This window comes from Novosphingobium rosa NBRC 15208, assembly GCF_001598555.1.
Classification (GTDB): Bacteria; Pseudomonadota; Alphaproteobacteria; order Sphingomonadales; family Sphingomonadaceae; genus Novosphingobium; species Novosphingobium rosa.
Map to the genome: position 1 here is coordinate 19,246 of NZ_BCZE01000014.1, position 12,701 is coordinate 31,946.

The 12,701-nt window shown below is 66.0% G+C and carries 8 protein-coding genes; 2 read left to right on the plus strand and 6 right to left on the minus strand.

Annotation, left to right across the window (positions count from 1 at the left end):
* Positions 1–89: 89 nt before the first annotated feature.
* Positions 90–284 carry a hypothetical protein gene (locus tag SR3_RS06280; RefSeq protein ID WP_068082418.1) on the minus strand — a complete coding sequence of 65 codons (195 nt, stop codon included), beginning with the start codon at positions 282–284 and terminating at the stop codon, positions 90–92.
* 433 nt (positions 285–717) lie between these two features.
* Between SR3_RS06280 and SR3_RS06285 the strand changes: the two genes are divergently transcribed.
* Positions 718–1,248, plus strand: coding sequence for a phosphoribosyltransferase (locus tag SR3_RS06285; protein ID WP_068082421.1), 531 nt, complete (start codon positions 718–720; stop codon positions 1,246–1,248).
* An 86-nt stretch (positions 1,249–1,334) separates the two neighbouring features.
* Here the strand turns inward: SR3_RS06285 and SR3_RS32370 are convergent, their stop codons facing one another.
* The gene (locus tag SR3_RS32370) at positions 1,335–1,856 is read right to left on the minus strand and encodes a hypothetical protein (RefSeq protein WP_068082424.1); all 522 of its coding nucleotides are present in this window, start codon (positions 1,854–1,856) and stop codon (positions 1,335–1,337) included.
* A gap of 384 nt (positions 1,857–2,240) precedes the next feature.
* On the opposite strand from SR3_RS32370, the gene SR3_RS06295 reads away from it, so the two are divergent.
* Positions 2,241–3,422 carry an MFS transporter gene (locus tag SR3_RS06295; protein WP_068082427.1) on the plus strand — a complete coding sequence of 394 codons (1,182 nt, stop codon included), beginning with the start codon at positions 2,241–2,243 and terminating at the stop codon, positions 3,420–3,422.
* 2 nt (positions 3,423–3,424) lie between these two features.
* On the opposite strand, the gene treY is transcribed toward SR3_RS06295, so the two are convergent.
* From treY to SR3_RS06315, 4 genes are all read right to left on the minus strand, one after another.
* On the minus strand, positions 3,425–5,827 hold the full coding sequence (gene treY / locus SR3_RS06300; RefSeq protein ID WP_068082431.1) for a malto-oligosyltrehalose synthase: 2,403 nt from the start codon (positions 5,825–5,827) through the stop codon (positions 3,425–3,427).
* Positions 5,824–7,770: a 4-alpha-glucanotransferase gene (gene malQ, locus SR3_RS06305; protein ID WP_068082481.1), complete on the minus strand. Its 1,947-nt coding sequence runs from the start codon at positions 7,768–7,770 to the stop codon at positions 5,824–5,826. The genes treY and malQ overlap by 4 nt, the downstream gene beginning before the upstream one ends.
* On the minus strand, positions 7,767–9,467 hold the full coding sequence (treZ, locus tag SR3_RS06310; RefSeq protein ID WP_157098667.1) for a malto-oligosyltrehalose trehalohydrolase: 1,701 nt from the start codon (positions 9,465–9,467) through the stop codon (positions 7,767–7,769). Before treZ ends, malQ begins: the two co-directional genes overlap by 4 nt.
* A gap of 141 nt (positions 9,468–9,608) precedes the next feature.
* A complete protein-coding gene (locus tag SR3_RS06315; RefSeq protein ID WP_068082433.1) occupies positions 9,609–12,569 on the minus strand; it encodes a DUF2339 domain-containing protein in 2,961 nt (986 codons plus the stop codon).
* Between the last annotated feature and the right edge of the window lie 132 nt (positions 12,570–12,701).

Below are 12,701 nucleotides of genomic sequence, written 5' to 3' on the forward strand. Positions count from 1 at the left end.
TCGCCTGCGGCCCTGCCCCGCACCTTGCTCATGGCCATATCCGCCTGCCTCTCCCCACCTGCGGATATGATGCCCCTGTGAGCGGTCTGTCAGCGAAGCAGAAGCATCGCCAGCAGCGCGCACCACAGCAAGGCGCTGATCGGCAGAGAATAGACAATTCCTCTGGCGATCTGATTGCGCTCTTCCGGCGCATCGTTCCAAATACCGGTCTTTCTGTTTGCGATGATCTGATCGCTTCCTGAAATCCACCGATCAAATGGTGTAAGCTTCAACTGAGTGTTCATCGCTGCGCCCCTCGAACTCAACGGCCTCTTGCAGAATTGAAGGATCTTAAAACGAGACCTTCAATCTCCCCCTGCCTTGAAGAACTGATACCATCTTGTTGGAGGCGAAACAATATCCTGTAAAAACAAACGTCTATTTGCGCAACTGCGAAAGGAATGAGCGGTTGCAGCACGTTTTTCGGTTTGTGAGGGGGATTTCGCCGTCGCTGGGGCTTGTTTTCATGGCATTTGCGAAAATTTTACGCAGTTGCACAATCGCTGATGCGGCGAGGCATATTGTTATCGGTTGCATTGCAGCAGCCCTCCGACAAATTGATTGTCACGAAATCGACAAAATTGCCCGAATCACCTCATACGGACCCCTTCCACGGATTGCCCTGAAGGCCGTCAGCGGCTAGCGCGTCGTCTTCACTGGCAACACAGGACCCCCGCCATGACCGACAGCCCCGCTCCGGAGCTTTTTCATCTGCCCTATGATGAATTTCTGGCCGATGTGCGCAAGGTAGCAGGGCAGGTCGCCGCCGATCCCTGGCAGCCCGATTTTGTGGTGGGCATCGGGCGCGGTGGCCTGGTGCCGGCGGTTTACATCTCGCATCAGCTGAACACGCCGATGCTGTCGGTCGATCATTCCTCGAAGGTGCCCGGTTTCGCCGAGGAGCTGCTGCGCAAGGTGGCCATGCGCAGCGCCTCGGGTGTGAAGCTGCTCTTTGTGGACGACATCAATGATAGCGGGCGGACCATCGCCACCATCCGCCGCATCCTTACCGACCATGGCGGCAATGCCGACAACTGGCGCTTTGCGGTGGGCATCAACAATGCGAGTTCGCAGGTGCAGGTCGATTTCTGGGCGCGTGATATCGACCGCGCGACCGATAAGCGCTGGTTCGTCTTCCCGTGGGAGGCCGTCGGCCAGACCAGCACCATTGAGGCCGAGGCCCGCAGCGTGCCGGAACGCCTCGCCTGATCCTCAAACATGCGCAGCGCAGGCGCGCATAACGAAGCGGGGCCGACCTGAGGCCGACCCCGCCGGGTTGCAAAAGGTTTCAGAGCTTAGTGGTGGCCGCCAAAGCCACCGCCATGGCCTCCGCCGAAGTTGCCGCCACCATGCGGGGCATAGCCACCACCGCCGAAGCCGCCATGATATCCGCCCGCGAACCCGCCATGCGGGGCGAAGCCGGGGCCGCCGCGACCGATGAAGGGATGGGCAAAGCGCTGGCCGTCATGGTTCCACCAGTAACCGTCGCGCCATGACCAGCCCATCCGGTAGTAATCGGCGGAGGGGTAGCAGTAACCCTCATAGCCGGGATAGGCTTCATAGCAGCTGGCCGGGCCGCCATAGGGCGCATAGCCGACAGGCGTGGCGTCATAGTCGTAATCGCCGCCCTGATCGGCCAGAGCCGCGCCAACGGCCAGACCCACCACACCGGCAGCCACCGCCGCACCGGCGCCACCGCCGCGATATCCATAACCACCGTGCCATGGTTGGGCGGCGGCGGGCGTGGCGGTCAGTCCCGTCAAGGCGGTGAGCGCCAGCGCGGAACCGAGCGAAATCTTTTTCAGGATGCTGTTCACGATCTTTCTCCGAAAGGCCGAGCGCGAGATCCATCGCGTCTTTATCGCCGCTGCGTGCCTTGTGACTTTCTTCTAAGCGAGTCCTTCTGAATAGCGGCGGAAGCGGACATGCAGTCTCAATTCAACATTGTATCCTGCGTGTAAAATCGGATACAATTTGGTGCGGCCTGCAGGGTGGAGTGTTGTTCCCCTCAGGCAAAACCATGAAATTGATGCGTCATCTTCCAGCTTCTGCATGCCGGGGCAGGCTCACGCTTATCGCGAATGCATTTTTTGCATGTTACCACTCTGCCTTTGCATCACGGGAAATTTGCCCCGCCCAGTCGTGGGGTTTATGCGACGGGCTCCCCCGATCCCCCGACTCCCGTACCATCAGGCCCCATCATGTCCCGTTCCTCGTTGCAAATTTTGCTGACCGTCACCTGCACCGCGCTGGCCTATTTCGCTGTAGGCTTGCCGCTGGCGGTGCTGCCCGGATGGGTGCATGGCGATCTGGGTTATAGCGCGGTGATCGCGGGCATCGCCATTTCGATGCAATATGTCGCGACCATCGTCAGCCGCCGGATCGTCGGGCCGATGGCCGATACCTCCGGGCCCAAGGTTTCGATCCTGGTCGGTTTCGCCTGCTGCCTTGCCAGCGGACTGGCCACCATGGGAGCGTCCTTGCTGCTGGGCATGCCAAGCATGGCGCTTTCGGCTGTGCTGCTTGGTCGCATCTTGCTGGGCTTTGGCGAAAGCATGCTGGGCACCGGAGCCATCGCCTGGGCCATCGGCCGCGTCGGTTCCGAGCAGACCGCACGGGTGATCTCCTGGAATGGCATCGCCACTTACGGCGGCATCGCGCTGGGCGCTCCGGCGGGCACCTGGCTCTATGCGTTGGGCAAGATGAATGCCGTGGGCGCGGCGCTGCTGGTCACCGGTCTGGTCGGGCTGCTCTTTGCCTGGCCGCAGGCGGCGAGCCCGGTGATCCGCGCCGAACGCCTCCCTTTCCGCGCCGTGCTGATGCGTGTGATGCCCTATGGGCTGGCGCTGGCGCTGGGGGCGATCGGCTTTGGCGTGATTTCGGCCTTTATTGCGTTGTATTACAGTTCGCATGGCTGGGGAGGGGCATGGGTGGCGCTGAGCTTTTTCGGCATCTGCTTCGTGCTGGCCCGCGTGCTGTTTGTGAACAGCATCGCACGCCATGGCGGGCTGAAGGTTTCGCTGGTGTTCTTCGCCATCGAGACTCTGGGCCAGTTTCTGATCTGGGGCGTACCACATGGCTGGGCCGCCGTGGCGGGCGCTGGCGCGGCGGGCTTCGGCTTCGCGCTGATCTTCCCGGCGCTGGGGTTGATCGTGGTCGATCTGGTGCCTGCGCAGAACCGGGGCTCGGCGATTGGCGCTTATTCGATGTTCACCGATGTGGCGCTCTGCGCGACCGGGCCGGTGGCCGGGCTGCTGGCCTCCAGCGTCAGCTATGCCGCGCCGTTCCTGTTCGGCGCGGTGGCTTCGCTGACAGCGGCGCTGATGATGGTCGTGCTGCTGCGCGGGGAGCATGATGAGGGCCGCCGCACGGTGGCGGGCTGAGATCAGGCGGGCGCAACGCTCCACACCTGACCGCCGAAGAGATCCCGCGCCAGCCAGGCGTTGCCCTGATGGTGGATGGCGGTGTCTTCCCACCAGTCGGGCGGGGGATAGGCGAGGGCTCCGCCAAACAGCGGCTTGCCCAGCCTGATGGCGACGGCGCAACACAGCGCCTCATCGCCATGGCGGCGCAGGAAAGCCACCACATGCTCCGCGCGGCGTCCCGTGACCTCCAGAGGCCGATAATCCCCCAGCGCCAGTGCATGGCCATGGCGGCGCAGGCTGAGCAATTGGGCGATCAGATCGAGTTTCGGGTCACCCTGTGGATCGGCCAGCAGCACGGCACGGCGGGCGAAATCCACCGGACGGCGGTTGTCGGGATCGACCATGCTGAAATCGCCCAACTCGCCGCCCTGATAGATGTCGGGCACGCCGGGCGCCAAATGATGCAGCGCGGTCTGGCCCAGGCTGGCCGCCAGCGCCGGAGCGGCCAGAGCGTCCAGAAACTGCCGGGCATCCGCAAGGAATGCTTCGCTGGCGAAGAGGGCGGAGGCCAGATCGCGGCAGCGGGCCTCACAGGCTTCATCGGGCGCTTCCCATGACGAGCGCAGCCGGGCCTCGCGCAGGGCCTTGCCTTGCCAGGCGTGCAATCGGTGGAGCAGCGCCTCGTCCAGCGCGCCTTCCCATGCGCCGACCATGGCCTGAAACAACAGGTAGAGATCGCCCTGATCGACCTTTTGCGCCAAGGGCGCAGCCAGCGCGATCCAGCGTTGAGCCGTCTCCTCCCACAGGCCGGGAATGGTGCTGAGCACCGAGAGCCGCGCCCGTGCATCGGCGCCGCGCTTGTGGTCATGGGTGGCGAGGGCCAGCATGGCGCCTGGGTGATGGCTGGCGCGTTGCGCCATGGCCTGATGGAACGCCTCGACCGATAGCGCGGGCTCGGCGGGATCGAAGCCGACATCGTTGGTCGAGAGCAGAGCGCCGTAACGGTAGAAGGCGGTGTCCTCCACGCCCTTGGCGGCGATGGGGGCGCTCAGTTGCTGGAAGCGGCGGACGGCGTCGGCTTTCAGGGCGGCATCGCCGGGGCCTTCGCCCGCCAGCCAGCCAAGGATCAGATCAGCCACCCAGCCTTCGCCGGGGGGCGCCGCCATGGCCTTGCGGGCGGCCCGGCGCCATGGGGCGTCTCCGGGCAGGGCGGTTTCGCCGGTGCCATAGGTGCGATAGGCGGGAAACACATGGAGCAGGCCTGCGACAGCCCGGCGCAGCATGCCGCGTGTCGGCGCTTGACCTGATGCCGTGGCCAACCTTTGCAGACTGTCGAGGCAGGCGTTCAACTGGCCCTCGAACTGCCATGAGAGCATATCGCGACGGCCTTGCAGCGCCTCCTGCGTGAAATCGGCTGAGCGCCCGCTAATCCGCGCCCAGAGCGTGGAGAGTTGAGCCATGCCCGCAGCATCATGCAGCAAGCCGCTGACCTCGCGCATGAAATCATAGCCAGTGGTGCCTTGCACCGGCCATTCGGGGGGAAGGTCTTCCCCGCAGGCAAGAATTTTCTCCACCACGATATAGGGTTCGCGGCCATTCCCCGCCGTGTGCAATGCGTCACGCAACTGGCGGCAATAGGCAGTGGGATCCGCCAGCCCGTCCACATGATCGACACGCACGCCATCGATCAGCCCGCGCGCGAAAAGATCGAGAAACAGCTGATGGGTGAAGGCGAAGACAGCCTGATCCTCCACCCGCACCCCGGCCAGATCGTTGATCGCGAAAAAGCGCCGCCAGTTGAGCGTGTCATTGGCCGTGCGCCAGTCGATCAGGCGGTAGTGCTGGCGTTGGATTAGGGCGAGGATTTCGGCGTGATTGTCCGCAGAGATGCTGTGAAGATCCGGATCGTCATCGCGCAGGGGGTAGATCGTGCCGCCTCCCACCTGCAGGCTGCGGGTTTCGCCTTGCTTCACCAGCCTGACCGCACCGGAGGCGATGCTGTCTTCCAACGAGCTGTCCAGCACCGGCAAGGCGATGGGCTGCTCCCAGTCGATATCGAATAGCTTCGCATGCGGGCTGGCGCGTCCTCTGGCCAGCACATCGATCCAGCAGGCGTTGTTGTCGCCCGACACGCCCATATGATTGGGCACGATATCCACGATCAGCCCCATCTGATGCGCGCGCAGCGCCTCCACCAGACGGATCAGTCCTGCCTCGTCGCCCAGTTCGGGATTGATCCGGCGCGGATCGATCACATCATAGCCATGAAGCGATCCCCGCGCGGCCATGGTGATCGGCGAGGCATAGAGGTGGCTCACCCCCAGCGCGGCCAGATAGGGCACGATTGTCTCGGCATCGGTAAAGGTAAAGCCGCCATGCAGTTGCAGGCGGTAGGTGGCGCGGGGGAGGGCGGACAAGGTCATGCGCGGCGGCTCCGGTTGATCAGGTCGAGGCGGGCGGCGATGGTGGGGCTGGCGGCCAGGTCATCGAAAGGCGCGGGCAGGCGGCGGCGCCAGTTGGGATGCTCTGTGCTGGTGCCCGGCAGATTGGGTTGTTCCTGCAATCCAAGCACATCCTCCAGTGGAATGATGGCAAGTCCGGAGCCGGCCTTGCCGATATGCTCCAGCGCGGCATCGACCACAGGCGTGGTGACCTCTGGTGCGGGGGGAGGCGGGATCTGCTCCATGGCGGACCAGAGGGCGGCGCGGTCGACCACCCTTTCGGTTTCGGCCATGGCCAGAGCGGGCGGGGTGCGGCGGCGCAGCGCCCGGTCCCAGGCCAGATCGCGCCCGTGCCACCAGCCCGCCACGGTGGGTGTATCATGCGTGCCGGTCATGGCCACGCTGAGGGGCGTGAAGCTGGCAGGCGGGCGGAAGTCGCCGTTTTTGTCACGCTCGAACCACAGCACGCGCATGCCGGCCATGCCTCTCTCCGTGATGGCCTGAGCGAAGCCGGAGGGATGCGTGCCAAGGTCTTCGGCGATGATGACGGCTCCGGCGCGATGAGCTTCCAGTGTGATGATCCGCAGCAAATCGGTGCGTGGATAGGAGAGATAGGCGCCCTGAGCCGCCGAAAAGCCCTCCGGCACCACCCAGAGTCTTTCCAGCCCGAAGGCATGATCGATCCGCAGGCCTCCGGCATGGGCCAGAGCCGCGCGCAGCATGGCGATGAAAGGGGCGAAGGCGGTGGCGCGCAGGCCCTGCGGCGAAAAACTGGTGAGGCCCCAGTTCTGCCCCAGCGGCCCCAATGGATCAGGCGGAGCGCCGATGGTCAGGCCGCGCAGCATGGCGCTGCCCATGGACCACGCGTCGCTGCCGCCCGGATCGACGCCGACAGCCAGATCGGCGATCAGCCCGATGCCCATGCCCTGCGAGCGGGCGGCGTGTTGGGCTTGGGTCAGGGCCTGCTGCGCTTGTCGCTGAATAAAGAGATGGAGGCCGATCTCTTCGCTATGGTTGGCGGCTGCCTTGCGGGCGGCCTCGCCATCGGGATCGTGGAAGGCTGCGGGCCATTGCTGCCATGGCAGGGCGGCGAACTGGCGCCGGAGGACGTTGAACAGTGCGTGACGATGCAGCGCGGGGCCTTGCTGCTGAGCCCATCCGGCCAGAGCGCTGCGCTCAGCTTCCGACAGTTGCGCATGCTCTGTCTGCATCCGGGCGAATTGGCGGGGGACGGCGGTGGCCCAGTCGATCAGCCCGTCCGATGCTGTATCCGCAACCGGCGCGGCCAGCGCTCCATTAAGAAACAGGCGGCTCGAGGGGCTGTAAGGGCTGACGTGCAGGCCATCGCCGGGGAACAGCGCATGGACCGGGCTGATCGCCACCGCATCGGCGCCGTGCCGGGTCAGAGCCGCGATCAGCCCAGGGAGATCGTCCAGCGTGCCATAGGCGCTGCCTGCCGATGCCCGCAAAGACGGCACCTGCACCGCCACGCCCCAGCGCTTGTGGTCTGTCGCGGTCAGCGGGGGGCAGCGGGGCGGGGTTATGGCCAGCGTCAGCTGATGCCCGGCGATTGTAAGCTGGTGATAGCCGGGCTGGTGGAGGGCGGGCAGACAGCCTTCTTTCACCGTCAGGCGGGAAAATTCGCCCTGTTCGGCCAGCAGATCAGCCTGGCGGGCTTCAGCGAGGGCCTGCGGCAGAGCAATCGGCTGGCCGATATCGCCGGTGATCAGACTCGGTGGCGCCAGATTCTGAGCGGCGATCTGCTGCAGGCTGTCGCGCTGCTGGGGCCCGGTGTGCGCTGGGTAACCCAGAGCGGCCAGCACGGCTATGAGCGTTTCGTCGCTCACGGTCTGGCCTTGCTGGCGGGCATCGCGCCAGTGCCGGGCCACGCCTGCGGCCTGCGCCAGATCGTCGAGCATGGTCATGCCGGGGCCAGCCATGCGGCGAAGCGCAGGCCTTCGCGCCAGAGCAAATGGTCTTGCGCGACGGGCAGGGCGGGGTTGTCGCCCAGATCGAGGGCCAGTGTCAGCGCCGTGCCATCGCCCAGACGCCATGCGGCGCGCACGGCTCTTTCGCCTGTGGCTTGCGCGCCCAGGGCGGCGGCGCCTTTCAGCCGGGGGGCGATCTGCGCGGCGCGCAGGGCTAGCAGATCGCGGTAGAGGGCTTGCCATGCTTTGCCATCGGGGCCGGGGACGGGCATGGAGGCTTCGAAGGTGCTGAGCGCATTGGGATCGGGGATGCGGGCGCGGCTGGCCTCAGCGGAGAAGGCCGGGAAATGGGCGAATTCGCGGCGGCGGCCTTCTCGGACGATGTCTGCGAGGTCATCGTGGAAGTCGGTGAAGAACAGGAAGGGGGAGCGCGATCCCCGCTCGTCGCCCATGAAGAACAGCGGGATCTGCGGGCAGAGCAGCAGCAGCGCGGTGGCGGCGCGCAGGCGCTCGTGATCGGTGAGCAGCGTCAGCCTTTCGCCCAGAGCGCGATTGCCGATCTGATCGTGGTTTTGCAGGAAGCTGACAAAGGCGCTGGGCGGCAAATCTCCGCTGGGCGTGCCACGCGTCTTGCCGTTCTGATGGGGGGAGGGCTCGCCCTGATAGATGAAGCCCTGCGAGAGGCAGCGGGCCAGTTTTTCTGCCGGTTTTTCCGCAAAATCTTGATAATAGCCTGCATGTTCTCCGGTCAGCAGGACATGCAGGACATTGTGAAAATCATCGTTCCACTGCGCCTCGTAAAGGCCCGGCGCCAGCAGCGCGGCATCATTATGCTCGTTTTCGAGGATCAGGTGGATGTGTCGGCCCGGCTGAACAGCGCTGCGGATTTCGCCAGCCAGCCTCTCCAGAAAAGCCCTGTTGCCGATGGCATGCACCGCATCGAAGCGCAGCCCGTCGAAGCGATAGGCCTCCAGCCATTGCAGCGCGTTTTCGAGGAAGAAAGCCGCCACCTCCGGCCTGTCCACCGCCACCGCGCCGCCCCATGGGGTCATGGTCTCGGCATGGAGGAATTCGGGCGCGTAGAGCGGGATATAATGCCCATCGGGCCCGAAGTGATTGTAGACCACATCGAGCAGCACCATCAGCCCCAGCCCATGCGCGGCATCGACCAACGCCTGAAGCTCTTGCGGGCTGCCCAGAGCCTCGGCGGGGGCGAAGGGCAGCACGCCATCATATCCCCAGTTGCGCGCACCCGAAACCGCCGCCACCGGCATCAGCTCGATGGCGGTCACGCCCAGCGCGGCGAGGCGAGGCAGATCGCGCATGACGCCGGCAAAGCCCCCACACAGCCCGGGATGAATCTCCTGAATGACCGCCTCTTCCCATGGGCGGCCTTGCCATTGGGCCACTCGCCATGCGTGGTTGGCAAGATCGGTCACCACGCTCCAGCCATGAACGCCATCGCTTTGCGCGCGGGAGGCGGGATCAGGCACCAGCGTGCCGTCTGCCAGCTGAAAGCGATAGCGGGCGCCGGGCGTGGCTGGGGTGTCCAGCGTGAACCAGCCGTCGGCTTGTTTCTGCATCGGCGCGGGCTCACTGCCCTCGATCACAAGGTGCAGCTGCGTCTGGTTGGGCGCCCAGAGCTGGAAGCGCACTGTGGTGTCGTTCAGGGCGAGTGGCCCCCAGCGCCGCATCAGGCGCATCCCTTCAGGCCGAGCGGGCGTGGAGCAAAAAGTCTCAAAGGCGTTTCCTTCACGCTGGGATTATGGCCTGCGTGAAGGAAATGCCGTGACGGCGGTTTGGATGCATCATGCTTGCCGCCAAGGATAAATTTCCTAGGCGGTGGGTTTGAGATAGCGGCTGTAGAGCCAGCCCACGCCGATCAGGCTGAAGCCTAGCGCCAGGAACGACCCGATCCGCGCCAGCCCCTCCAGCCCCGAGGCATCGAGCAGAAATACCTTGCCCACCGCCGCCAGCATCAGCACCAGCGAGGCGATGCGCCAGTCGCGCGAGGCGCTGTCGGCGCGGCGGCGGATGCCCCAGACCAGATAGGCCACCGCCAGAGACAGCGCCGTCAGCGACCAGAGAATGCTTTCGCCGGCGCCGATGGGCTGGGCGGCGGGCATGCTTCCGGCGAAAAGCTGGCGCAGCAGCGAGGCGGCGAGGAGCGGGATCAGCGCGATGCGCGCCCATTCCACGGGCCTTGCGGTCAGGCGCTCCCATGCGGGCATGATCCGGCCCGGCAGCGCCAGAGCGAGGAAGATCAGGCCATAGGCGGGCAGCAGCAGATTGGCGACGGGCAGCGGGCCCACCGCTTGCTCGGCCCAGAGCGGATTATGCAGCGCCACGGTATAGAGCAGGGCATGGGCCAGCCCCGCGCCGATCAGCGCCAGAGCCGCGACGGGGCGGCGGACAAAGCGCCACAGGGCGATGCCTCCGCCGATCAGCAGGGCTTGCCACAGGGTTCTTTCGGCCATGCCCAGCGCGATGAAGCCTTGAACATCCTTCAGCGCGAAGATTTGCTTGAACAGCACGTGCAGCGCCACCACCGCCAGCGCGCCGAGGGTTCCAGCCAGCGGCAGCCAGAGGTTTGCCGGCAGGCGCTGGCCGCGCTGACGCCAGAGGGCGAAGCCTGCCAGCAAGGCGGGCAGCAACAGCTGGCGCAGGGCCTCAAGCGGGGTGGGCAGGGTGCTGGCCAGCACGGGCTGGGCAGCCACCGAGAGCAGACCTGCCGTCAACCACAGGCCCAAAGGCTGTAGCGCCCAGAGTCCGCCGATGGCGCTGGTCATCAGCAGGGCGGGCAACAGATCGAAGGCTGAACGGCGGCGCATGATCTCGCTCAGGCCCAGCAGGGCCAACGCGCAAGCCGGGGCCAGCCATGGCGCGGGCAGCAACTGCGCCAGCGCGCCATAGGTCAGCAGCGCGGCGAGGCCTTGCAGCGCCATGCGCTCACGCGGAGCCATCAGCAGGCGAGCAAAGCCGACGGCCGATGCCGCGACCAGCCCCCAGCGGATCAGCGACGCGCCGGGCAGGGCGAAGCCGCTGTCCTGCACCAGACGGCGGAACTCGGCACCGGGCGAGCCGGTGATGCTCAGCGCGATCAGGCTGCTGCCAAGCCCCAGCAGGGCGATATGCGACAGGCGGCGGTTGCGCGCCCGGCTGGCCAGCGCCAGCGTGGCGAAGGCCACCACCGCCAGCGGCGCGGGAGCGGCCCATGCGGGCAGCGCGATCATGGCGGCGAAGGCGATCAGCACGGCTGAGGCGCCGGCCTGCATGGCGAAGGGATCGCCTTCGGGCGCGCGGGCGCTCGCCCATGTCAGGGTGGCGCCCAGAGCTGGCAAGACGGCGAAGCACAGCGCCAGCAGCGCCGTATGGCCGGTTGAGGGATCGAAATGCCAGCAGGTGATCACGAAACCGGCCAAGGCGATGGCGGCCAGCGAGGCTGCCTCGGGCAAACCGGCGGCGCGGCGCAGATGGTGGAGCGCCGGGCCGCCATGGATCAGCGTGATCCCGGCCAGCACCACGATGAAGATATCCTTGTGAGGATCGGGCCAGATGGCCAGCAGGCTCAGCGCGGTAAGCAGCGGCAGGATCAGCAGCGGGCGCAGTGCGGGGACGCGGGTGGTCAGCCAGACGAAACCGGCGGAAAGCAGGCCATAGAGGCCCCAGGTCAGCGGCGCGAAATCGCCTGTCGCTACCAGCGCCGCCAGTTGCAGCGCGGCGACGGTGGCGGAAGCACCGCGCAGCAGGGTGGTGTGGCGCTCGGTGGTCGCGAGCACGGGCAGGCCGAGGCCCAGCAGCAGGATCAGCGCGCCGATGCAGAGGGCTGACAGCGTGTCCAACCCGCCCATGGCGATCATCAGCAGGCTCCAGCCCGCGCCGCCCACGAGCGCGCTGACGCCCAGCCAGACCCAGCGCTGGCGGCGCGAAAGCATTGTCAGCGCGGTGACGACCAGCGCGATATAGGCGGCCAGCATTGGCGGATTGTATGAATGGGATTGCACTAGCGCCGGGGCGGCAAGGCCTCCGACCAGCCCAAGCAGGGCGCTGGGCGCGCCGAAGCGCAAGGCCAGCGCCATCGCTCCGCCGGTGACGCAGGCCAAAGCGGCAAAGGCGGCGATGGGGCCGATCAGACCGTAGAGATTGGCGGCTGCCAGCGTGGCGGCATAGAGGCTGCCGATGCCCGCGCCCGACAGTGCTTGTGGGATGCGCGGGTCGGCCGCGAGCGCGGGTTTGCGGTGGGTGATCTCCGCGCCTGCGATCAGGGTGAAGCCGAAGATGGCGCCCATCACCACGCGCACCACGGGCGAGAGCAGCCCGGCGTCGATGGAATAACGCACCAGCAGAGCCGCGGCGATCAGCAGGGTGATGCCGCCGGCCCAGATCGGCAGCTTGCGGCCAAAGAGATCCTCGAAACCGGCGCTCTGGCGGCGGGGTTTGGCGGCGGCGGGCACAGCCTGCTGTGGAAGGGGCACCGGTTCGGCGGGCGGAGGCGTGGTGGCTTCCGGCGCCTCGACGATCTCGGCGGGGTGTTCGAGCGGTGTGGCTACAGGCTCCTCGACGACGGGGGCGAGGTGCGGTTCCTCAACTGCCTTTTCGGGCAGCGGGTCCGGCTTGGCCAGCCATGGAGTGATGGTGGGCTTGGCGACAGTTTTCGGCGTGGCGACGAGCTTCGGCGCAGCGGGCGTGAGGGCACCTTCCGCTTTCAGCGCTTTTTCAACCGCCGCAAGGCGTTTGCGCGTATCATGCAGCAGGCCGCCAAGAACGATCACGCCGATCAGCAGAAGGAAGGTCATGCCGGTCTCCACCAGAGTCGAGGCAGCAGGCTAACGTGAAATTGAGCGCCGTGCAATTTAAATTGCACGATGTATAATTCAAGTGACGTTCACGCATCAACCTTGAGGATCGGGCCGGGAGGCTGCCATGAA

Bases quoted from the DNA above. Each gene is read 5' to 3' on its own strand.
- SR3_RS06315 (WP_068082433.1), bottom strand. From the start codon at position 12,569: ATGACCTTCCTTCTGCTGATCGGCGTGATCGTTCTTGGCGGCCTGCTG.
- treZ (WP_157098667.1), bottom strand. From the start codon at position 9,467: ATGCGGCGCTGGGGGCCACTCGCCCTGAACGACACCACAGTGCGCTTC.
- SR3_RS06295 (WP_068082427.1), top strand. From the start codon at position 2,241: ATGTCCCGTTCCTCGTTGCAAATTTTGCTGACCGTCACCTGCACCGCG.
- SR3_RS06280 (WP_068082418.1), bottom strand. From the start codon at position 284: ATGAACACTCAGTTGAAGCTTACACCATTTGATCGGTGGATTTCAGGA.
- treY (WP_068082431.1), bottom strand. From the start codon at position 5,827: ATGACCTTGTCCGCCCTCCCCCGCGCCACCTACCGCCTGCAACTGCAT.
- malQ (WP_068082481.1), bottom strand. From the start codon at position 7,770: ATGACCATGCTCGACGATCTGGCGCAGGCCGCAGGCGTGGCCCGGCAC.
- SR3_RS06285 (WP_068082421.1), top strand. From the start codon at position 718: ATGACCGACAGCCCCGCTCCGGAGCTTTTTCATCTGCCCTATGATGAA.